General features: G+C 67.8%; 24 protein-coding genes. 10 read left to right on the top strand and 14 right to left on the bottom strand.

Features of this window, described 5'->3' with window-relative positions; all coding sequences use genetic code 11:
* Positions 1-2: 2 nt before the first annotated feature.
* Complete coding sequence (locus tag SBI67_RS02600; protein WP_318979047.1) at positions 3-1370, bottom strand: DoxX family protein; 1368 nt, start codon at positions 1368-1370, stop codon at positions 3-5.
* A 152-nt stretch (positions 1371-1522) separates the two neighbouring features.
* On the opposite strand from SBI67_RS02600, the gene purF reads away from it, so the two are divergent.
* Both purF and purM read left to right on the top strand, forming a co-directional pair.
* Positions 1523-3055 (top strand): amidophosphoribosyltransferase, encoded by a 1533-nt coding sequence (purF, locus tag SBI67_RS02595; protein ID WP_318979553.1) that lies wholly within the window; start codon positions 1523-1525, stop codon positions 3053-3055.
* 83 nt (positions 3056-3138) lie between these two features.
* Positions 3139-4215, top strand: a complete 1077-nt coding sequence (gene purM, locus SBI67_RS02590; RefSeq protein ID WP_266046744.1) for a phosphoribosylformylglycinamidine cyclo-ligase — start codon at positions 3139-3141, stop codon at positions 4213-4215.
* 38 nt (positions 4216-4253) lie between these two features.
* Here purM and SBI67_RS02585 read toward each other — a convergent pair whose 3' ends face one another.
* Complete coding sequence (locus SBI67_RS02585) at positions 4254-4430, bottom strand: DUF3073 domain-containing protein (RefSeq protein ID WP_081664195.1); 177 nt, start codon at positions 4428-4430, stop codon at positions 4254-4256.
* A gap of 141 nt (positions 4431-4571) precedes the next feature.
* A complete protein-coding gene (gene ygfZ / locus SBI67_RS02580) occupies positions 4572-5651 on the bottom strand; it encodes a CAF17-like 4Fe-4S cluster assembly/insertion protein YgfZ (RefSeq protein WP_318979046.1) in 1080 nt (359 codons plus the stop codon).
* 41 nt (positions 5652-5692) lie between these two features.
* Here ygfZ and SBI67_RS02575 point away from each other — a divergent pair, with 41 nt between their 5' ends.
* On the top strand, positions 5693-6487 hold the full coding sequence (locus SBI67_RS02575; protein WP_318979045.1) for an aminotransferase class IV: 795 nt from the start codon (positions 5693-5695) through the stop codon (positions 6485-6487).
* A gap of 234 nt (positions 6488-6721) precedes the next feature.
* On the opposite strand, the gene SBI67_RS02570 is transcribed toward SBI67_RS02575, so the two are convergent.
* From SBI67_RS02570 to lmeA, 8 genes are all read right to left on the bottom strand, one after another.
* On the bottom strand, positions 6722-7135 hold the full coding sequence (locus tag SBI67_RS02570) for a hypothetical protein (protein WP_318979044.1): 414 nt from the start codon (positions 7133-7135) through the stop codon (positions 6722-6724).
* A 97-nt stretch (positions 7136-7232) separates the two neighbouring features.
* Positions 7233-7886: a heme-binding beta-barrel domain-containing protein gene (locus tag SBI67_RS02565; RefSeq protein ID WP_266046740.1), complete on the bottom strand. Its 654-nt coding sequence runs from the start codon at positions 7884-7886 to the stop codon at positions 7233-7235.
* Between the two features lie 175 nt (positions 7887-8061).
* Entirely contained in the window at positions 8062-8364 is a 303-nt protein-coding gene (locus SBI67_RS02560; protein WP_062655781.1) for a DUF1416 domain-containing protein, read from the bottom strand.
* Position 8365: 1 nt separating this feature from the next.
* Positions 8366-9199: a sulfurtransferase gene (locus SBI67_RS02555; protein WP_318979043.1), complete on the bottom strand. Its 834-nt coding sequence runs from the start codon at positions 9197-9199 to the stop codon at positions 8366-8368.
* Positions 9200-9228: 29 nt separating this feature from the next.
* Positions 9229-9687, bottom strand: coding sequence for a DUF4395 domain-containing protein (locus SBI67_RS02550; RefSeq protein WP_318979042.1), 459 nt, complete (start codon positions 9685-9687; stop codon positions 9229-9231).
* A gap of 101 nt (positions 9688-9788) precedes the next feature.
* Complete coding sequence (locus SBI67_RS29080) at positions 9789-9881, bottom strand: Ms5788A family Cys-rich leader peptide (RefSeq protein ID WP_353961945.1); 93 nt, start codon at positions 9879-9881, stop codon at positions 9789-9791.
* 29 nt (positions 9882-9910) lie between these two features.
* Positions 9911-10342 (bottom strand): thioredoxin family protein, encoded by a 432-nt coding sequence (locus SBI67_RS02545; protein ID WP_318979041.1) that lies wholly within the window; start codon positions 10340-10342, stop codon positions 9911-9913.
* Positions 10339-11154 (bottom strand): mannan chain length control protein LmeA, encoded by an 816-nt coding sequence (gene lmeA / locus SBI67_RS02540; protein ID WP_318979040.1) that lies wholly within the window; start codon positions 11152-11154, stop codon positions 10339-10341. Before lmeA ends, SBI67_RS02545 begins: the two co-directional genes overlap by 4 nt.
* A gap of 166 nt (positions 11155-11320) precedes the next feature.
* Between lmeA and SBI67_RS02535 the strand changes: the two genes are divergently transcribed.
* The 6 genes from SBI67_RS02535 to pstB all read left to right on the top strand — a co-directional run bounded on the left by SBI67_RS02535 (position 11321) and on the right by pstB (position 17052).
* Positions 11321-12094, top strand: a complete 774-nt coding sequence (locus tag SBI67_RS02535) for a winged helix-turn-helix transcriptional regulator (protein WP_318979552.1) — start codon at positions 11321-11323, stop codon at positions 12092-12094.
* Complete coding sequence (gene mshD, locus SBI67_RS02530) at positions 12091-12972, top strand: mycothiol synthase (RefSeq protein WP_318979039.1); 882 nt, start codon at positions 12091-12093, stop codon at positions 12970-12972. Before SBI67_RS02535 ends, mshD begins: the two co-directional genes overlap by 4 nt.
* Positions 12973-13121: 149 nt before the next feature.
* Entirely contained in the window at positions 13122-14243 is a 1122-nt protein-coding gene (gene pstS, locus SBI67_RS02525; protein WP_318979038.1) for a phosphate ABC transporter substrate-binding protein PstS, read from the top strand.
* Positions 14244-14290: 47 nt separating this feature from the next.
* Positions 14291-15346 carry a phosphate ABC transporter permease subunit PstC gene (gene pstC, locus SBI67_RS02520; RefSeq protein WP_318979037.1) on the top strand — a complete coding sequence of 352 codons (1056 nt, stop codon included), beginning with the start codon at positions 14291-14293 and terminating at the stop codon, positions 15344-15346.
* Positions 15343-16257, top strand: coding sequence for a phosphate ABC transporter permease PstA (gene pstA, locus SBI67_RS02515; protein WP_318979036.1), 915 nt, complete (start codon positions 15343-15345; stop codon positions 16255-16257). The genes pstC and pstA overlap by 4 nt, the downstream gene beginning before the upstream one ends.
* An 18-nt stretch (positions 16258-16275) precedes the next feature.
* The gene (gene pstB, locus SBI67_RS02510; protein ID WP_024450105.1) at positions 16276-17052 is read left to right on the top strand and encodes a phosphate ABC transporter ATP-binding protein PstB; all 777 of its coding nucleotides are present in this window, start codon (positions 16276-16278) and stop codon (positions 17050-17052) included.
* A 3-nt stretch (positions 17053-17055) separates the two neighbouring features.
* Here pstB and SBI67_RS02505 read toward each other — a convergent pair whose 3' ends face one another.
* Positions 17056-18030 (bottom strand): quinone oxidoreductase family protein, encoded by a 975-nt coding sequence (locus tag SBI67_RS02505; RefSeq protein WP_318979035.1) that lies wholly within the window; start codon positions 18028-18030, stop codon positions 17056-17058.
* Positions 18031-18108: 78 nt separating this feature from the next.
* On the opposite strand from SBI67_RS02505, the gene SBI67_RS02500 reads away from it, so the two are divergent.
* A complete protein-coding gene (locus SBI67_RS02500; RefSeq protein WP_266046729.1) occupies positions 18109-18618 on the top strand; it encodes a MarR family winged helix-turn-helix transcriptional regulator in 510 nt (169 codons plus the stop codon).
* A 34-nt stretch (positions 18619-18652) separates the two neighbouring features.
* Here SBI67_RS02500 and phoU read toward each other — a convergent pair whose 3' ends face one another.
* Complete coding sequence (gene phoU, locus SBI67_RS02495) at positions 18653-19318, bottom strand: phosphate signaling complex protein PhoU (RefSeq protein ID WP_266046728.1); 666 nt, start codon at positions 19316-19318, stop codon at positions 18653-18655.
* Positions 19319-19403: 85 nt separating this feature from the next.
* Positions 19404-21452, bottom strand: a complete 2049-nt coding sequence (locus SBI67_RS02490; protein WP_318979034.1) for an LCP family glycopolymer transferase — start codon at positions 21450-21452, stop codon at positions 19404-19406.
* Positions 21453-21654: the final 202 nt, after the last annotated feature.

Below are 21654 nucleotides of genomic sequence, written 5' to 3'. Positions count from 1 at the left end.
GGTCAGCGGAAGTACGGGTATTCCTGCACCCAGTGGAAACCGCGGTTGCGCAGCGGGAAGGTGTTCGGGTCCACCCGGTCCAGCTCGATGTGCACGGGGCTGCCGCGCAGCGTCCCGACCAACGTCAGCCGGTCGGCATCGGGGCGCTGGACGTGAAGGTCGGCGAACGGTGTCGGGTCCGGTACGGGTGCGGTACTGCCGTCGGGTATCGGCAGCGGTGTGGTCAGCGTCAGGGTGGCCGAGCCCGTGTCCAGGTCAGCCGGCGCGGTGTGCAGCCGGCCATCCATCGACTGGAAGGTCACCGCTCCCACCTCATCGAAAACGAGCCGCTGCCAACGGTTTTCATCGGTTGTCAGGGGTGCCACGGCTCGGCCGTCCAGCGTGAACGAGCGGACCGACCAGATCCCGTAGAGCTCCGGTTTGGGCCGCCCCCCGCCGTAGCTGTCCCACGCCTGCCAGCCCTGGATCAGCAGACCGGCGAGCACCCAGATGCCGAGGGCCAGCTGAACTCTGACCGCCCAGCGGTTGGCCCGCGCGCCGGTGAACAACCGCGGCACGGGTACCGGTTCGCAGGCCCGCTCCAGCACCACGGCGGCGAACAGCCGCCTGGCCTGGGGTGCCAGCAGTACGGCGCTGATCAGCAACAGATGCGAGGACAAGATCTTGACCGGAACGTCGAAGGTCATGTTGAGCAGGACCACCTGCGCCATGCTGAGCAGGCTCAGCAGCGCTCCGAACGTGGCGGTTCGGGGGAGGAACAACAACAAGCCGGCGACCATCTCGACCGCGCCGAGCGCCATCTCGTAGACGGGCGAGCTGCCGACCTGCAACCACAGCACCGACGCGGGGCTGAACTGGCCGAACGGCTGGAGCAGCGCGGATAGCGGCGGCTCGGGCATCTGCGTCGGGATGACCTTGGCCGCACCGTAGAACAGCATCTGCCCGCCCAGGCACAGCCGCAGGAACACCCGGAACCAGACGGCCAGCTCGGGATAGCCGCTGCTGCGGCGGTCCAGCAGCGTCCACACCACGGTGCCCAGCGCGGCGACGACCAGCAGGCAGAACATGGCCACCCAGATCGCCGCCTGGTCACCGCTGCCCGACCCCGGATGCAGCCGCGCGTCCACACCGAACAGCAGCCGTCCCACCCATCGGCTGGCCGGATCCGTCAACAGCATCTGCCACTGCACCGCGCCGGCGGGTAGCAGCATGGCCAGCGGACCGGTGAAGACGAAGGTGATCTGGGCGAACCACAGGCAGAACAACCCGAAGTACACAAAGCAGAATCGGAATGCGATTCGCGTCAGCGGCCCCCATGGGGCAGTCGGCTCGGTGGTCGTGGCGTTGACGGTGTCTTGGCTCACATCCATTTACCGTAGCCGTCGCCTGCGCTGGCGGAATGTGCGCACCCACCAACCTTGTTGAGGCTCACGAGGGAGCAATCCGCCGTTCGATTCCGTCAATGACGGTGATTGCCCGTAAACTCAGTTACGTCACCCCCAGCCCCCAGGGAGCAGCCATCGTGACCTTCGAGCCGGTAGAGCCTGAAGAGAACCCCAAAGAGGAGTGCGGCGTCTTCGGCGTCTGGGCACCCGGCGAAGATGTGGCCAAGCTCGCATATTACGGGCTGTATGCGCTGCAACACCGTGGGCAGGAAGCGGCAGGCATCGCCGTCGCCGACGGCTCGCAGGTGCTGGTCTTCAAGGATCTCGGCCTGGTCAGCCAGGTGTTCGACGAGCAGACCCTGGCCGCCATGCCCGGCCATGTCGCCATCGGACACTGCCGCTACTCGACCACCGGCTCCACCACGTGGGAGAACGCCCAGCCGGTGTTCCGCAACACGGCGGCGGGCACCGGTGTTGCGTTGGGCCACAACGGCAATCTGGTCAACACTGCCGAGCTGGCCAAGCAGGCCAGGGAGGCCGGGCTGATCGAGACCAGGGGCGCACCGACCGCCACCACCGACTCCGACATCTTGGGCGCGCTGCTGGCACACGGTGCCGCCGACGCGACGCTGGAACAGGCGGCGCTGCAGCTGCTGCCCACCGTTCGCGGTGCGTTCTGCCTGACCTTCATGGACGAGAACACGCTGTATGCCGCGCGTGACCCGTACGGGGTGCGTCCGCTGTCGCTGGGCCGGCTGGATCGCGGCTGGGTGGTGGCCTCGGAGACCGCGGCCCTGGACATCGTCGGGGCGTCCTTCGTCCGCGATATCGAACCCGGCGAACTGCTGGCGATCGACGCCGACGGCGTGCGCTCCACCCGCTTCGCGAACCCGACGCCCAAGGGCTGCGTGTTCGAGTACGTCTACCTGGCGCGCCCGGACAGCGTGATCGGCGGCCGGTCCGTGCATGCGACCCGGGTGGACATCGGCCGTCGGCTGGCCAGTGAGCACCCGGTGGAGGCCGACCTGGTGATCGGGGTGCCCGAGTCGGGGATCCCCGCGGCCGTCGGCTACGCGCAGGGCTCCGGTATCGCCTACGGGCAAGGCCTAATGAAGAACGCCTATGTGGGCCGCACCTTCATCCAGCCGTCGCAGACCATCCGCCAGCTCGGCATCCGGCTGAAGCTGAACCCGCTCAAGGAAGTCATCCGCGGCAAGCGGCTGATCGTCGTCGACGACTCGATCGTGCGCGGCAACACCCAGCGCGCCCTGATCCGCATGCTGCGGGAGGCCGGCGCGCTTGAGGTGCACGTTCGCATCGCGTCACCGCCGGTGAAGTGGCCGTGCTTCTACGGCATCGACTTCGCCACCCCCGCCGAGCTGATCGCCAACGGCTCCAGCGGTGACGAGGACGAGATGCTCGAGGACGTGCGGCGCGCCATCGGCGCCGACACCCTGGGCTATATCAGCCAGCAGGGCATGATCGCGGCCACCGAGCAGCCGTCGTCGCGGTTGTGCTCGGCGTGCTTCGACGGCAACTACCCGATCGAACTGCCCGGTGAGAGCGCCCTCGGCAAGAACGTCATCGAGCACATGCTGGCCAACGCCGCGCGCAACGGGATGCCGCTGCAGGACGCCAACGACAACGCGTCGGCGCTGCGCCGGCCCTAGCCGCTGTACAACCCGTCGGCGGACCGGGCGCTGACCCGCCCAGCGGTGTCCAGTCCGGCGTGCGACCGGTAGCCTTTAGCCTGATGAGTCAGGGTCGCGCCGAACAACACGGCATCTCTTATGCAACGGCCGGGGTGGACATCGAGGCGGGGGATCGCGCCGTCGAGCTGTTCAAACCGCTGGCCAAGAAAGCCACCCGTCCCGAGGTGCGGGGCGGACTGGGCGGGTTCGCCGGACTGTTCGCGTTGCGCGGCGGGTACCGGGAGCCGCTCTTGGCGTCGTCGACGGACGGGGTCGGCACGAAGCTGGCCATCGCGCAGGCGATGGACAAGCACGACACCGTCGGGCTGGACCTGGTGGCGATGGTCGTCGACGACCTCGTGGTGTGCGGCGCCGAACCGTTGTTCCTGCAGGACTACATCGCCGTCGGGCGCACCGTGCCCGAACGGGTCAGCGCCATCGTGTCCGGTATCGCCGACGGGTGCGTACTGGCCGGCTGTGCGCTACTGGGCGGTGAGACCGCCGAACACCCCGGATTGATGGAACCCGACCACTACGACATCTCCGCGACCGGTGTGGGCGTCGTGGAGGCCGACGACGTGCTGGGCCCCGAACGGGTCAAGCCAGGTGACGTCATCATCGCGATGGCCTCGACCGGTCTGCACTCCAACGGCTACTCCCTGGCCCGCAAGGTGCTGCTGGAGATCGACCGGATGGATCTGGCCGGCCACGTCGAGGAGTTCGGCCGCACCCTGGGCGAGGAACTGCTCGAACCCACCTACATCTACGCCAAGGACTGTCTGGCGCTGGCCTCCGAGACCCAGGTGCGCACGTTCTGCCACGTCACCGGTGGCGGACTCGCAGGCAACCTCGAACGGGTGATCCCGAACGGGTTGGTCGCAGAGATGGACCGCGGCACCTGGACTCCGGCGCCCGTCTTCGGCATGATCGCCCAGCGCGGCCGCGTGGAGCGGGCCGAGATGGAGAAGACGTTCAACATGGGCGTCGGCATGGTCGCCATCGTCGCGCCGGAGGACACCGACCGCGCGTTGGCGATTCTCACCGCACGCCACCTGAACTGCTGGACGCTGGGCACTGTCACCAAGGGTGGAAAAGGTGAAGCCCGAGCACACCTGGTTGGTCAGCACCCGCGGTTCTGATTTCGATCAGGACGCGGGGCTACCCGTACGGGTGGGAGTCAGCGGCGCCAGTCGTCGTCTTCGACGTAGCGATCGGCCAGGCCGTCGCTGAAGTCATCAGACTCGGGCGCGTTGGACAGCTCACGCTGCAACCGCTCGAAATCGGTTTGTGGCGAGCTGTACTTAAGGTCACGAGCAACCTTTGTCTGCTTCGCCTTCGCCCGGCCGCGGCCCATAGGGGACCCCCTCGCGCAATAACGGAGCGGCCCAACGTGCAGGCGGCTCCGATCTGAGTGTGTGTTTATTGTCCTGCCGTCACTTTACCGTGCCGGACGGCGCCGCGCTGGTAGGCCCTGCCGGTGGCCGGGCTGCGACGGTCAGCGGCCGGCGCCGCGCAGCCGGTCGACCGCGATCCGGCCGGCGCCGACGTGCTCGTCGGCGGCCACCGAGGTCGGGTCGATCACCGCCGCAACGATCACCTCGCCGCCGGTGCTCAGCTCGGTGTCCGCCGGAATACCGCGCTTGACCAGGCCCAACGCGATGGGGCCGTCGTCCACGTGGTCCACCACGGTGCCCAACCGGCCGACCGTGCGACCGCCTGCGGTGAGCGGATCACCCGTGCTGGGTCGGTCCCCGGAGCCGTCGAGTTGCAGCAGCACCAGCATGCGCGGCGGTTTGCCCAGGTTGTGCACCCTGGCGACGGTCTCCTGGCCGCGGTAGCAGCCCTTGTCGAGGTGCACGGCCCCCTCGCCGGGGCCGCCGATCCAGCCGACCTCGTGCGGGATGGTGCGCTCGTCGGTGTCCACGCCCAGGCGCGGGCGCCGAGCAGCCACCCGGTGCGCCTCATAGGCCCAGATCCCGGCCGGCACCACACCGGCGCCGGCCAGCGTGCGCTTCCAGTCGTCCACGGCCGACCGTGGCACCACCAGGTCGTATTCTTCGGGAAAGGTGCCGCGCAGGAACCCGCCATCGGGCAGCCCGACAGCGGTCCACGGGCCGGGCAGTGCGTCCACCCCCAGCGCAGAAGGCACCGCGGGTGCCGACAAGCCCGGGCCGAGCAAGGACAGCACGGCCAACTCGGCCGGCTCGACCACCACATCGGCCCAGAAGATCATCTTGCGCAGGAAGGCCAGCAGCGGTTCGCCGCGCCACGGCTCGGTATCCAGCACGGTGACGCCGTCGAGCTGGGACTGCAGCCAGTGATCTTCCACACGACCCTGCCCGTCCAGGCTCAGATTCTGCACCACGGCGCCGTCGGTCAGGTCACTGACGTGCTGGCTGGAGATGGTGTGCAACCACGAACGCCGCTCGCCGCCGGTCAGGGTGAGCACCGCCCGATGCGAACGATCGACCATCACGGCGCCGTCGGCCGCGGCGCGCTGCTCGCCGAACGGATCGCCGTAATGCCACACGGCCCCGGCGTCGGGACCGGTCTCGGGGGCGGGAACTGCGGACATGTCCCCAGCCTACGACGGCGTCGTCAGTAGGCTCAGGCCTCATGCCCGCCGGCCTGATCGTGACGCTCGACGGCCGGGTGCACGCCGCTGACGAGCCCCTGGTGCGGGGCACCGACCCGGCGCTGACCCACGGTGACGCGGTGTTCGAGACCGCGCTGGTGCGCGACGGCCATGTGTGTCTGCTTCAGGAACATCTGGTCCGGCTGCTGGCCTCGGCGCGGATCGCCGGCCTGCCCGACCCCGATGTGGCCGCGTTCCGCGCGGCGGCCGGCGCGGCCGTGACCGGATGGCCGGACCGGGACGCGGTGCTGCGGCTGGTGCACGGCCACGGTGTGGGTTTCGCTGCGATATCACCGGTGCCGGAACACGCGGTCGCCGCGCGCCGCGACGGCGTGGCCGCGGTGACCCTGGCCGCTGCACCGTCTGATGCGTTGGCCGGCGCGAAATCACTGTCCTACGCCCGGCATGTCGCCGCGCTGCGCGAGGCCGCCCGTCGAGGCGCCGGGGATGCGATCTACCTGGACGCGGACGGGCAGGTGCTGGAGGGGCCGCGGTCGTCGGTGGTGATCGCTGATGGCGAAACTCTCCTCAGCCCGCCGTCCACCCTGCCGATCCTGCCGGGTACCACCGTGGCCGCGTTGTTCGGCACCGCGCCGCGCGTCGCCCACCGCCGGTTGACCATCACGGATCTCTTTGCCGCGCAAGGTGTTTGGTTGCTATCGGCGGTGACATTGGTGGCCAGGGTGCATACCCTGGACGGTGTCGTGCTGGCGCAGGCGCCCCTGCACGCAGCGCTGACCGCGTGGGTGAACGACGCCGTCGGCCGCCGGGAGTGACCGAAAATCGGTTGTCGGCGCCGCCTGCCGCGGGTACTTTCGTCGGTACACAGGGAAGGAGGTGGTCCGACAAATTGAGTGACATACGGACATGTGAGGTGGCTGCTAGCTAGCAGCACCAGGCGCGAGGAATCCACCTGCGAGCGCTGGCGAATTCCGAGCAGCCACCCGACCCCCGAGCCCTTGGTTTTGTCCAACCAGGAATCACGGCTCGGGGGTCGCCCCATTTCTGGACTACTTCGGGGGTGTCGGCGCGAGCGACGCGCACGCCTCGTTGGCCTTATCCCACGTTTCCTGGTCGACGCCCGGCGGCGCCGGCGGCGTCTTGCCCTCGCCGGGCTGGGGTGCTCCCGCGGGCGGCGGACCGCTAGGCGGGGTCATCCCGGACGGCGGGGCCATTCCGCCGGGCGGACCACCCTCCGGCGGTGCGGGGACGCCGTGCTCTGTCAGGCAGGCGGTGAAAGCATCGTGACCGTCCGGCGCGGCCGCTGCCGACGTCGCTTCCGACGTGGCGGTCGACGAGGTTGATGCCGACGCCGAAGTCGTTGATTCCGTGGACGATCCGCCCGACGAACAACCAACCACGCCGGCGATCAAGGCCGCACCGGTGACGCCGAGCGCCGCGGTGCGCAGTGCAGTCAGACCCATGAATTCTCCGTTCTCGAATTGACGGAGACGACGGTATGGGCCATCGATGGGTGTCCGATGTAGCCAGCCTGGGCGCAGGTTAAGCGCTGCGAGCGGGTTATCCGACGAAGCGGCTCAACCGTGCCGACAGGTGCGGCACCAGCCCGCCGTCGGCGTCCACCCGCTCTTCCACGTAGGCCAGGTCACCGTCCTCGACGATGCCGTACAACCGCTTGGCGCCGCCGACCAACAGACCGGACTTGCTGCGCGCCAGGGCGTCGGTGGCCAGTTCCCAGGAGGACTGATTGCGCGGGCGACCGTAGAACAGTTCGATGTAGCCGGCCGAATGGGACAGCAGCAGTTCGATGGCCTGCATTTCCGACGGGTCCGACGGGTCGTTGACGAAGCGCCAGAACCCGGTCTCACGGAAGCCGGTGGAGGCGAATTCGCCCTCCGGGCCCAGCCGCCAAGACCGGCTGTCCCAATTCAGGTAATCGCCACCGTCGTGCGAGACGATGATCTGTTGGCCGAACCGGTAATCGCCATGGGTGTCACGGCCCTCGCCCTCGCCGCGCCACACGCCGACCAGCGGCAGCAGTGCCAGCAGAGCGGGATTGAGGTCCGCGCCCTCCCTCAGGTTCGCCGTATCGGCCGGTAGCGGCAGATCGTCGAAGGTGGGGATGTTCCGGGAGGCGGTGATCCTGGCCCGCTCGGCGGCAGCTGCCACGGCCCGGTCACCCGAGCCGGGCTCGACCGCGTCGCCGGCGCTCACGCCTCGTCGGTGATCAGACGGTACAGGGCGTACAGCGCGAACCAGGTGATGACGACGACGGCCGCCACAAGCATGAATTCGAAGAAGAGGACCACGTCAGGAGTCTAACTGCCGAGGGCCGCTGCGCTCGAACCGGAGTCCGGGCGCAGCGGCTCGTGCCTCGCCTTGATCGGCGTCAGGCGACCTTGATGTCGACTTCGTGGATGCCGGCGCCCGACGGGGTCACGCTGGCGTCACCGTTACCGGCGGGCGACAGCGCCCGCACGGTCCAGGTGCCCGGCGCGGCGAAGAACCGGAAATCGCCGGTCGCCGAGGCCACCACCTCGGCGGTGAACTCGTCGCTGGAGTCCAGCAGACGCACGAAGGCGCCACCGACCGTCTGGCCGCTACCGTCCACGACCCGACCGGTGATGACGGTTTCCTTCTCCAGGTCGACGCCGGCAGGCAGCGTCACGCCTTGCTTAGGTGCAGAGCACATATCAATTTCCCAACTCGATCGGGGCGCCCACCAGGGAGCCGTATTCCGTCCAACTGCCGTCGTAGTTCTTGACGTTCTGGTAACCCAGCAGCTCCTGCAGCACGAACCAGGTGTGCGAGGAACGCTCACCGATGCGGCAGTACGCGATGGTCTCTTTCTGTCCGTCCAGGCCGGCCGCGGCGTAGAGCTTGGCCAGGTCCTCGTCGGACTTGAAGGTGCCGTCCTCGTTGGCCGCCTTGCTCCACGGCACGTTGATGGCGCCGGGGATGTGGCCCGGACGCTGGCTCTGCTCCTGCGGCAGGTGCGCCGGGGCCAGGATCTTGCCGGAGAACTCGTCGGGGGAGCGCACGTCGACCAGGTTCTTGGCGCCGATCGCGGCGATGACCTCGTCGCGGAACGCGCGGATGGCGTTGTTGGGTGCCTTGGCCGAGTACGAGGTGGCGGGACGCGTGGGCACGTCGGTCACCAGCGGGCGGCCGTCCAGTTCCCACTTCTTGCGGCCCCCGTCGAGCAGCTTGACGTTCTCGTGGCCGTACAGCTTGAAGTACCAGTACGCGTACGCGGCGAACCAGTTGTTGTTGCCGCCGTACAGGATCACGGTGTCGTCGTTGCTGATTCCCTTGTCGGACAACAGCTTCGAGAACTGCTGCTGGTCGACGAAGTCGCGCTTGACCTGATCCTGCAGCTCGGTCTTCCAGTCCAGCCGGACGGCGCCGGCGATGTGGCCGCCTTCGTAGGCCGACGTGTCCTCGTCGACCTCGACGAAGACGGTGTTCGGCGCGTCGAGATTGCTCTCGGCCCAGTCGGTGGAGACCAGGACGTCGGAGCGTGCCATGTAGTGGTTCCTTTCGGGTTATCGGCTTGTCAGGAGGTTGCGCGTCGCAGGCGAGCGACGAACGGGTAGATCTGGCAGCCCAGGCAGATGCCGAAGGCCGCGTTCAGGAACGCCGCGAACAGGGCGAACGCGGTCGCAATCAGGCCGAGCGCATCGAGTCCGGCCGCGAAACCCGCGGTCCCGACGACGGCGAAGGCGAAGCCGACCAACTGGGCGAACTTCAGCGGGGGCACCGGCTCCTTCTCGGTGACCGGGCCCAGCCGCGGCGCGATGACGGTGGCGAACACCCGGCCGTAGGGATGCTGGCGGGGCCCGAGGGTGGCCCCGATCGCGAAGACCACTGCTTGCAGGCCGAGGATCACCGCCGCAGCGGGCACGCTGATCGGTGCGACGAGCAGTGTGAGGATCAGGACCGCGGTGGTGACCCAGGCGGCGAAACGTGGGCCGCGAACGTCGACCTGATCGAGGGTGGTGCTGGTGGTGGACATGTACGTGCTCCTGTTGCGTGGCTGGGGTCGGGCTGAATTGGGGCACATCCGGCCCTTCGGGCCCGGCCCCGAGCGCGGCGCAGTGAAAAAAGCGCGGCTACTCAGCAGCTACAACAACAACAGCAACAACCCGCGACGCGGCACAGATCGACTGCGCGGCGCTTGGTGAGCAGCAGCTCAAGGCGGGCGGACACGACGCACACAATACCCGTTGACCCGGTGATCAGGCCAATAGCGGTTCCAGCGCCGAACGCAGGTCAGCGGCCTTGGGAACCCCGGCGGCGCGATAGCGTTGCCGGCCCTGCGCGTCGAAGATGAACGTCGTCGGCAGTGACAGCACCGAAAGCCGCCGGGCGGCGGCCGGATTGGCGTCCAGGTCGATCTCGACATGCGCGACCGCAGGCAGCTCACCGCAGACTTGGGTGACGACGCGGCGCACGGCCGCGCACGGGCCACACCAGACGGCGGTGAAATGCACGATGGTCGGCCCGGTGCCGGACAGCCCGAGATCGGAGGTGTCGACGTCCTCGACGGCGGCATCCTCGGCCGCGGCCCGCAGCAGGCCGGCCCGCAGGGTCACCAGCCGACCGACGATGTAGCCGATGCCCAGCACGCCGATCACGACGACGATGGCCAGGGCCATGGAGGTGTTCATGATTGTCGAAACCCCTGCAGCGTGATGGTTACTCCCTCGGTGATGCCTTCCACGATGATGTCGGATCCGCGGACGCCCGCCGAGGTGGGCGTGAGACCGAACGGCAGCTTCTGGCCGGGCACCCGGGAGGTGAAGGCCTGCAGTACCGCCGCGGTCCGGTCCTCCGGGACGGATTGGTCGGCGGTGCCGGGGCCGGTCAGCACGCCGGTCGGGGTGAGCACCAACGTCGATTGATTGGGACCGTCGAGGGTGAGGTCCACCGACACGCTGACCCGTTTGCCGAAGCCCGCGGCGGTCGGGGTGCCGGTGAACACCAGCCCGTTGCCGCTGGAGATACCCGACTCGGTGGTGTTGTCCGCGGCGTCGTTGGATTCCCGCGGCGGCGCCTCGATCTGCAGATCCTTGATGCCCATGACATTGCCGATATGCCGGGAGTCGATGATGATCCGGCTTTCCAGTTTGCCGACCGGCAGGGCGGCGCCCGGGCCGATCAGCCACGACGAATCGTGCAGGTCGACGTGGTGCATGGTGGCTTCCAGGGACACCTTGCCGGTGACCGGGTGATCCACGCCCGCGGCTCGGATCTCCACCTCTTTGTAGTGATGGCTGGTGGCTTGGGTGACGAACGGAAAGCCCAGGATGCTGGCCCACGGGTCGAAGGACAGGTTGGCCGCGGTCCGGACACTGCGCGCCAGCCGGTACTCGGCGTAGATCGCCGCGCCGAAATCGGCGCCGACGGCCCCGACCACCACGGCGGTGAGAGCGGCGACGAGAGCGGCCAGCAGTTTGCGCACCGGGTCATTCTGGCGCACTTGAGTCCGACCGCAGTCGTAGGAGCCCGTTCAAGTCAGCTAACTACCAGGTAGCACGCTATCCTCAGGTATCGTCGGTCGTAACGGCCACGTGTCAGCCATGAATCTGGAAGATGACCTTCGACAGCGTTGTCCCAGGGAATCCGCCAGGGCGCCGGAGGGCCTTTTGGAGCTATTGCTACTCACCGTAGACCCGAACCCTGAGTCCGTGCTGCCGTCGTTGTCCCTGCTGGCACACAACGTCCGGTCCGCGCCGACCGAGGTTTCGTCGCTGCTGGAGGCCAGTACGGCCGATGTCGCCATCGTGGATGCGCGGACGGATCTGGCCGCGGCCCGCGGCCTGTGCCGGCTGCTGGGTACCACCGGGACGTCGATTCCGGTGGTCGCCGTGGTCAACGAGGGCGGGCTGGTGGCCGTCAACGTGGAATGGGGCCTCGACGAGATCTTGTTGCCGGGCACCGGGCCCGCGGAGATCGACGCCCGGCTGCGGTTGCTGGTCGGTCGGCGCGGCGGGGTGTCGGATCAGGAGAGCCTGGGCAAGGTGACCCTGGGCGAGCTCGTCATCGACGAGGGCACCTATACCGCCCGGTTGCGGGGCCGCCCGCTCGATCTCACCTACAAGGAATTCGAACTGCTGAAGTACCTGGCCCAGCACGCCGGGCGGGTCTTCACCCGGGCGCAGTTGCTCCAGGAGGTCTGGGGCTACGACTTCTTCGGCGGTACCCGCACCGTCGACGTGCATGTCCGGCGGTTGCGGGCGAAACTCGGCCCCGAATACGAAGCCCTGATCGGCACCGTGCGCAACGTCGGCTACAAGGCCGTGCGGCCGGCGCGTGGCCGGCCCCCGGCTCCGGAGACCGATGAAGCAGACGAGGACGTCTTCGACGACGACGATTTCGGTTCCGCGTCCGAGGCGTTCGACCCGCTGCACAGTCAGTGATCTCGTGGCAGACCGGGCTGGCGGTAGCCGACCAGCAGCGCATCATCGCGCTCATCGACGCGGCCACGGTCACCGATGGTGTCGCGCCTGTCGGCGATCAAGTGCTGCGTGAGCTTGCCCGCGACGACACCCGGCACCTGCTGGCGTCCGACGGTGACGAGCTGACCGGATATCTGAACCTGGCCTCCGGAATGGCCGAGGTGGTTGTGCACCCGGCCGCGCGGCGGCGCGGGATCGGCGCGGAGCTGGTCCGCACCGGCCTGGCGGCCGGCGGCGACGACACCCGGGTGTGGGCGCACGGCAATCTGGAGCCGGCCCGATCCCTGGCGGCGTCCCTCGGGCTGGTGCCCAAGCGGGAGCTGCTGCAGATGCGCCGCGCGCTAGCCGACCTGCCGCCGCTTCCGACGGCTGACGGGTTGCGCACCTATGCCGGCCCCTCCGACGACGCCGAGTTGTTGCGGGTGAACAACGCCGCGTTCTCCTGGCATCCCGAGCAGGGCGGCTGGACCGAGGCCGATATCGCCGAGCGCCGGGCCGAGGGCTGGTTCGACCCGGCGGGGCTGTTCCTCATCTTCGATGGACCCACACTGCTCGGCTTCCACTGGACGAAGGTGCACAACCCGGAGATCGGCGGGCAGGAGCGAAGCGACCCGGGGAATGTCTGGGGCGAGGTGTACGTGGTGGGAGTCGATCCGGCCGCGCAGGGCCGGGGCCTGGGCGCCACGTTGACCTTGGTGGGCCTGCACCACCTGGCGCAGGGGCTCGGCCCGCAGGCCGACGTGACGCTCTATGTCGAGGGGGACAACACCGCCGCGGTGAAGACATATCGGCGGTTGGGTTTCGAGGTGTTCAGCGCGGATGTGGCCTACGGGCGCTGAACCGCCGGGGCCCCTGCCGGGACGCGTTCTCAGCATCCTGTGAACGCCCTGGACCTATTCACCTTCCGTTCACTTTCCATCTGCGAAGAGTCCACCACCAGCGCATACGTTGCCGGGGAGTCTGAAGCCGTCAACCGAAAGTGGGATAAGTGAAGCTCAATCGCTTTGGCAAGGTCTTTGGTGTCACGCTGTCGGCCGCGGCCGCTCTGACCCTGGCCGCCTGTGGCAGCGACAACAACACTGGCACCGCCTCGTCGTCGTCCGCCTCCGGTACAGCAGCCTCGGCCGCCGACTGCGCCGGCAAGAACAGCCTGACCGCCGAGGGCTCGACCGCGCAGCAGAACGCGATCGCCGAGTTCAACAAGGTGTGGGGGCAGGTGTGCTCGGGCAAGTCCCTGGCGTACAACCCGACCGGTTCCGGCGCGGGTGTGGACCAGTTCATCGCCAAGCAGGTCGACTTCGCCGGCTCTGACTCGGCCCTCAAGGACGACCAGGTGAAGAAGGCCGCCGAGCGCTGCGGTGGCAACGAGGCCTGGAACCTGCCGCTGGTCTTCGGTCCCGTCGCGCTGGCCTACAACATCGAGGGCGTCGACAACCTCGTCGTCAACCCCGAGGTGCTCGCCAAGATCTTCCAGGGCCAGATCAAGAAGTGGAACGACCCGGCCATCGCCGCGCTGAACTCTGGCGCCACCCTGCCCGACGCCGACATCAAGCCGATCTACCGCTCGGATTCCTCGGGCACCACCGACAACTTCCAGAAGTACCTGGCCGCCGCCGCGCCGCAGGCGTGGACCAAGGGTGCGGGCAAGGAGTTCCAGGGCGGCGCCGGTGAAGGCGCGCAGAAGTCCTCCGGTGTGGTGCAGGCCATCCAGGCCACGCCCGGCTCGATCGGCTACGTCGAGAAGAGCCCGGCCATGGCCGCCAACCTGCACACCGCCCAGATCGACAGCGGTGCCGGTGCGGTCGCACTGACCGACGACTCCACCGCCAAGGCCGTCGGCGCCGCCACGTTCAAGGGTGACGGCAAGGACCTGACCCTGGACCTGAACGCGCTGTACGCCTCGAAGGAAGCCGGCGTGTACCCGCTGATGCTGGCCACCTACGAGATCGTGTGCTCGAAGGGTTACGACGCGGATACCGCTGCTGCCGTCAAGTCCTTCCTGACGGTGTCGGCCAACCAGGGCCAGGCGAGCCTGTCGCAGGCCGGGTACGTCGCCCTGCCGGACTCGTTCAAGCAGCGCCTGCTGGCCTCTGTCTCGGCGATCTCCTGACGGCTGGCGTCTGGCGAAAATTGCGGTGAGGATGGACTGGCGGACCGATGACCAACCAGGTCCCTGACGGGATAACAGTGACGACACCAGATCCAATGAAGGCGGGGTCGGGCGAAGCGCTCGCGACGCCCCACCCTGAGCCGGAACCCATCTCCACCAACCCATCCAAGGGCGCGAGAGTGCGCTTGGGAGACCGCGTGTTCCGCGGTCTGGCAGAAGGATCGGGCATCCTGATCGTCGCGCTCATCGCGGCGATCGGGGTGTTCCTTCTGTGGCGCGCGGTGCCTGCACTGCAGCGCAACGAGGAGAACTTCTTCACCTACGGCGGTAACTGGATCACCACCGACACGTCGGCGATGCACTTCGGCATCCTCGACCTGTTGCAGGTGACGGTTTTCGTCTCGCTCTTCGCTCTCGTGCTGGCCATGCCGGTGGCGCTGGGCATCGCGATCTTCCTGACCCAGTACGCCGGTAAGCGGCTGCGCGGCCCACTGGCCTACATGGTGGACCTGCTCGCCGCGGTGCCCTCGATCGTCTACGGCGTGTGGGGCCTGTACGTGCTGGCGCCGGTGCTCAAGCCCGTCGCCATGTGGCTCAACGAGAACCTGGACTGGCTGTTCCTGTTCAAGACGGGCAACGCCTCGGTGGCCGGTGGTGGCACCATCTTCACCGCAGGCATCGTGCTCGCGGTGATGATCCTGCCGATCATCACCGCGGTCACCCGTGAGGTTTTCGTGCAGACCCCGCGCGGCCAGATCGAGGCGGCGCTGGCCTTGGGCGCCACCCGCTGGGAGGTGGTGCGCACCACCGTGCTGCCGTTCGGACTGTCCGGTTACATCAGCGGCGCGATGCTCGGCCTCGGCCGTGCACTCGGTGAGACCATCGCGCTGCTGATCATCCTGCGTGGCACGCAGACGGCGTTCAGCTGGACCCTGTTCGACGGCGGATACACCTTCGCCAGCAAGATCGCGGCCACCGCAAGCGAATTCAACGACCAGTACAAGGCCGGCGCCTATATCGCCGCGGGCCTGGTGCTGTTCATCCTGACGTTCATCGTGAACTCGCTGGCCCGCGCCGCGGTGGCGGGAAGGGGTGCGAAATGACTTCGATATTGGAGCAGCCGGTCAAGGCGCCGGCTTTCCAGGGCGTCAGCGCCCGCCGCAAACTGACCAACAACATCGCCACGGTGTTGGTCACGGCGTCGGTCCTGGTGGCTCTGGTGCCGTTGGTGTGGGTGCTGATCTCGGTTATCAGCAAGGGCTTCAACGCCATCACCTCGCCGACGTGGTTCACCAACTCGCAGGCCGGGATGACCACTTTCACCGCGGGCGGCGGCGTCTATCACGCGATCGTCGGCACCCTGTTGCAGGGCCTGGTCTGCTCGATCATCTCCATCCCGGTCGGGGTGATGGTGGCGGTCTATCTCGTCGAGTACGGCGGCGGTACGCGACTCGGCCGGATCACCACGTTCATGGTCGACATCCTCACCGGCGTGCCGTCCATCGTGGCGGCGCTGTTCATCTACGCGCTGTGGGTGGCCACGCTGGGTTTCCAGCGCTCCGGTTTCGCGGTGTCGCTGGCCCTGGTGCTGCTGATGATCCCGGTCATCGTGCGCGCTACCGAGGAGATGCTGCGCATCGTACCGATGGATCTGCGCGAGGCGAGTTATGCCCTGGGCGTGCCCAAGTGGAAGACCATCGTGCGCATCGTCATCCCGACGGCGCTGTCGGGCATCGTCACCGGTGTCATGTTGGCGCTGGCCCGCGTCATGGGCGAGACGGCCCCGCTGCTGATCCTGGTCGGGTACGCCCAGGCGATGAACTTCGACATGTTCGGCGGATTCATGGGATCGCTGCCCGGCATGATGTACGACCAGATCTCGGCCGGTGCGGGCGCGAACCCGGTGCCCACCGACCGGCTGTGGGGAGCAGCGCTCACCCTGATCATCCTGGTCGCGCTGCTGAACATCGGCGCCCGGTTCGTCGCGAAACTGTTTGCCCCCAAGAAGGTTTAGTAGGTTTAGGAGCTCGTCATGGCAAAACGGCTTGATCTCAAAGACGTCAACATCTACTACGGTGCGTTCCACGCGGTCTCCAACGTCTCGCTGTCGGTGCAACCGCGCAGTGTGATGGCCTTCATCGGTCCCTCCGGCTGCGGCAAGTCGACGGTGCTGCGCACCCTCAACCGCATGCACGAGGTCATTCCGGGCGCCCGCGTCGAGGGTTCGGTGCTGCTCGACGGGGAGGACATCTACGGCGCCGGGGTGGACCCGGTCGGTGTACGCAAGACCATCGGCATGGTGTTCCAGCGGCCGAATCCGTTCCCCACCATGTCGATTCGCGACAACGTGGTGGCCGGGCTGAAGCTGCAGGGGGTGCGAAACAAGAAGACCCTCGACGAGGTCGCCGAGCGTTCGCTCAAGGGTGCCAACCTGTGGAACGAGGTGAAGGACCGCCTCGACAAGCCCGGTGGTGGTTTGTCCGGTGGTCAGCAGCAGCGGCTGTGCATCGCCCGCGCCATCGCCGTGCAACCCGACGTGCTACTGATGGACGAGCCCTGCTCGGCCCTGGACCCGATTTCGACGCTGGCCATCGAAGATCTGATTGCCGAGCTCAAGCAGGACTTCACCATCGTCATCGTCACGCACAACATGCAGCAGGCTGCGCGGGTCAGTGATCAGACGGCGTTCTTCAATCTCGAGGCCACGGGTAAGCCCGGCAAGCTGATCGAGATCGACGACACCGAGAAGATCTTCTCCAACCCGACGCAGAAGGCCACCGAGGACTACATCTCCGGCCGCTTCGGCTAATCGCTAGGGGACCAGTACGACTCGGGTACCGGACGGCTCAGCGGCGGTCCAGGCTTCGGACACCTCGGCCAGCGGCCGGGCGGTGGTGCCCAGCTGGAGCCGGCCGTCGGCCACCATCTCCAGCAGCTGCGGCAGTGCCTCGGTGCGGGCCCGACCGAGCACATCGGGCGGGACACTGCCGAAGCCGATGCCGGACAACGTGATTGCGGTGCCGCGCAGTATTCCGGCGGGCAGTGCGATATCCGGTCCGGCCATGGAGCCGATCTGCACCCAGCGTGTCGGGTGAAAATGCGTGGACGGATGACTGCCGGCCAGCGCTTGCAGCGTGGCGACCGCCGGTTCTCCCCACAGGTAGTCCAGGACCGCGTCGAACGGCCGCTCGGTGTGCAGCGCCGTGACGCGGGCGGCGAGGTCGTCCTCGCGCATGGCGATGGCGTCGTCGGCGCCGACGGTGCGTAACCAGTCCAGCCGGGCGGTGTCGCGCCCGGCGACCACCACCCGACCCGCGCCGAACAGCGACTTGGCCAGCTGGACGGCCGTCGCACCGGTGACACCGGTGGCGCCCAGCACCAGCACATGCTGGCCGGGTTGCAGGGCAGCGCCGTGCTGCAGCGCCATCCACGCCGACATGCCGGGGTTCGGAACAGCCGCGGCGGTGACGGAGTCGACACCGTCGGGTACCTCGAACGTGCCCTGGGTATTGATCGCGGCGCGCTCGGCCATCAACCCGTGGGCCCCGATCGCGCTGGCGTAGACCCGGCGACCGTCGGCGAGCCGGACCACGCCATCCACACCGGGGATGGCCGGCAACTGAATCTCCTTGCTGGCGTAGTGCAGTCCGGAGACGATGCCACGGGTGAGGTTGGTCAGCGCCGAGGCCTCGACGGTCGCGACGACCATGTCGTCACCGGCCTGGGGCTCGTCGAACTCGGTGTAAACGGGCACCTGGCCCCATTCGGTGACGACGGCGGCTTTCATCCGGACTCCTGTTTCCGTAGAAATCGTTTCTATGGAAACAATGTACGGCGATGTGCCGTGGAGGGCAATATGGTTTCCATGAAAACAAAGTCGGCCTTGATCGACGCCATCAACACGCTCGTCGGCGCGGTCGGGGACAAGTTCGACACCGACGAGGACGGGGACCCTGAACGCGATTTCATGGCGCGCCGCTGCCCGAAGCGGTTGGAGCCCGCCATTCGCCGGCTACCCACATTGTCGATGCACCTGCTGGCAACCCTTGCCGAGGAACCGTGCAGTCTGGTGGGCCTGTCCGCCCGCTCGGGCCAGCTCAAGGGCACGGTGTCCAAGCATGTGCAGCGTCTGGTGGACGCCGGCCTGGTGCGGCGCTCACCGGTTCCGGGCAACCGCAAGGAGATCCAGTTGGGACTCACCGCCGACGGGGAGCTGCTGGCCGCGGCGCACGCCGAACTGCACACCGAAATGGACCGCGGGATCCGCGAGTTCCTGCAGCGCTACAGCAATGCCGACCTGCAGGTGCTGGAAACCGTGTTGCGCGATCTGCTGGCTACGCGGAAGGAGGGCGTGCGGATCGTGCCCGGGGGATGACATCGGGGGCGAGCGAAGCGACGGGGAATGAGCGTCAGCGCGCGGCGAGGTCGTCTTCCTCGGGCAGCTGGCCGGTGACCTGGAAGATCACCCGGCGGGCCACCTCGACCGCATGGTCGGCGAAGCGCTCGTAGAACCGGCTCAGCAGCGTCACGTCGACGGCCGCGGTGACCCCGTGCTTCCACTCCTTGTCCATCAGAACCGAGAACAGATGACGATGCAGGTCGTCCATCGCATCGTCTTCTTCGCGGATCTGGGCGGCTTTCTGTGGATCCAGGGTACGCAGCACCTCCTGCGCACTGTTGCCCAATTCGACTGCGACACGACCCATTTCGGCGAAGTATCCGTTCACCTCTTCGGGCAGCGCGTGCTGGGGGTGCCGGCGGCGGGCGATCTTGGCGACGTGCAGGGCCAGCGCGCCCATCCGGTCGACATCGGCGACGATCTGGATGGAGCTGACGATGGCGCGCAGGTCACCGGCCACCGGCGCCTGCAGGGCGAGGATGACGAAAGCCTCCTCCTCGGCCAGCTTGCTGACCTCGGTGATGCGCTCGTGATCGGTGATGACCTGCTCGGCCAGCACCAGATCGGCTTGCAGCAGGGCCTGGGTGGCGCGCTCCATGGCCTGACCTGCCAGGCCACACATCTCGCCGAGCCGATCGTTGAGGCCGTCCAACTGCTCGTGGTACGCGGTACGCATGGGGTAGAGCCTACGGTTGTGGGCCACGATCGTCACGATGGTGCAGGTGAACGAACGATGAATGCCAGAGGGTTTCGCGTAGCGGCTATTCGCAGGTGGTGTCGGCCGCGTTGGTGACGGTCAGGTCCTCGGGCAGGTGCGTCGGCTCGGCCGCGGTGCCCTGCACCAGGTGCACCTTCACCGCCGAACCGCTGGGCGACGGCGGGGCGACCGCGCGGTAGTCCGACCCCAGCACCACGCGCACCACATCACCCAGCCCGGTGGCCCGTTCGATGGTCGCGTTGGCGAACGACGATGCCACGGTGGCCGCCGCCTGCTCGTTGCCGGGTGCGAAGAACACCGTCGTCGCGTCCAGGGGACCCGGGTAGTCGTCAGGGGTGTCGACGTTGAACCCGTGCTGCTGCAGCGCGGCGGCTGCGTCGGCGGCCAGGCCGTTCTCACCGGTGGAGTTCGACACCCGGACGGTCACCGAACCGGGGTCGGTGGCCACCGCGTCGACGAGTTCGGCGTCGACCGGCGCCGGACCGACCGCCATCTGCGGGGTCTGCGGCACGGGGGTGTTGTCCGGATTGCGTTCCTCGGGCAGCGGATCGTCGTTGATGATCGCGTCGAACAGGGCGTGTACGTCATCGGTGCGGGGCGGCTCGTTACCGTCGGCGTCCGTCACACCGGTGGTGGGCACGGTGATGAAGCTGATGCGCCCGGCGTTCACGCCCTGGATGGACTGGCCCAGGTCGACGAGGTCCTTGGTCTTGATGTTGTCGACGTAGCTGTCCTGGATGAACATGTTGACGACGTTGTTGAGCTTGCTCAGCGAGAAGAACGTGTCCTTGGAGATCAGCGACCGCAACAACGAGGACAGGAACAGCTGCTGGCGTTTGATCCGGCCGTAGTCACCGTTGAGCTCGGTGGTGACCTGCCGGGCACGGACGTACTGCAGCGCGGTGTGCCCGTCGACCATCTGTCGTCCGGCGTGGGCCAGCACCGTCCCGAGTTCGTAATCCTCCAGCGGGGTGGTGCTGCAGACCTCCACGCCGCCGAGCGCGTCGACCATCTTGGCGAAACCGGCGAAGTCGACGGCCATGAAGCGGTTGATCGACAGGCCGGACAGCTTCTGGATGACCTTCACCAGGCACTTGGGTCCGCCGAATGCGTACGCCGAGTTCAGTTTCGTCTCGGTGTAGACCTCGTCGGGCCCGTATTCACCGGTGTCCTCGTCGTACACCGGGCCGTACTGCCCGGTGTCGGAGTTCCACGCCTCGCACTTGGTGGGGGTGATGGCCAGGTCACGCGGGAACGACACCGCCACCACTCGTTTGCGGTTGGCCGGGATGTTCACCAGCATCACCGTGTCCGACCGCGCCCCAGCGGCGTCGTCGGTGGTCCCGGCGCCCATATCGCTGTTGGCGCCGATCCGACTGTCCACCCCGACGATGAGGAAGTTCTCGTCACCGAACTGGGCGTTGGGGTCGATGATGTCGCGGGAGTTGAGATCCAGCGCCGAGACCTTGTTGAGGCTGTTGTTCTTCATCGACTGCCACTGCCAGGCGCCGCCGGTCAGCACCAGGGCGGAGATCGCGATGAGCGCCGCCGCGACCCGGCCCATGAGGCGCACCCGGGGGTGCCGGCGCCGCGCGGCGGGCGTGGTCGGCAGGGTCGGGCTCGGCCGATCGGGATGGGTGAACAACGCCAGGTCGGGAAGCTCGGACGCATAACCGGAGGCGAAGGCCGGAGCGACGTGCAGGACCTCGGTGTCCGAATCGCGGGACTCGTCGCGGGGCTCGGGTGCCTGCGCCGCGACCGGTTCCTCAGGGTCCTCGACGGCGGGTTCCGGTTCGGGCTGGGGTTCGGCTTCGGCTTCGGGTTCGGCTTCCGGTTCGACACGGCGGCGGCGCCGGCCGCCGGTGCCCGACTCGTTGGCGAGTTTGGCGATGAGGTCGGCGACCGCGACCCCGTCGGTGTGGTTACCGGTGCCCTCCGCATCGGGGCGTGGGTCGGGCGGCAACACACCCTTGGCGCGCTCCCACGGCGCGGCGCCTGGTGCCGGCGGCGTCGATCGGGTAAGCCTCGGAGTGGACGGCGTTGGATCGGGGGGACCCCAAAGACCGGGAGTGGCGTTGTCGCCGTCACTCATGTCCTACCGGCCTTCGACTTTTCGCGGGGGACGTGCGCGCCGTTGCACACGCGGGGGTCGTGGGGGCTGCCTTGTTGTCTAGCAGCCCAGCACCCGCTTCCGCCAACCGGAAGCGGTCAAGTGGGTCCCCATCGTACTGAGACAACCCGAGCCCCAGCCAGTCCGAAGATATGTCGAGGCCGTCTCGATCTTGTTTCGGTCG

Source organism: Mycolicibacterium chengduense (genome assembly GCF_033741155.1).
In the GTDB taxonomy this organism is placed as follows: domain Bacteria; phylum Actinomycetota; class Actinomycetes; order Mycobacteriales; family Mycobacteriaceae; genus Mycobacterium.
Note: the sequence above shows the minus strand (reverse complement) of the source record. Positions and strands in the feature narration are given on the sequence as shown.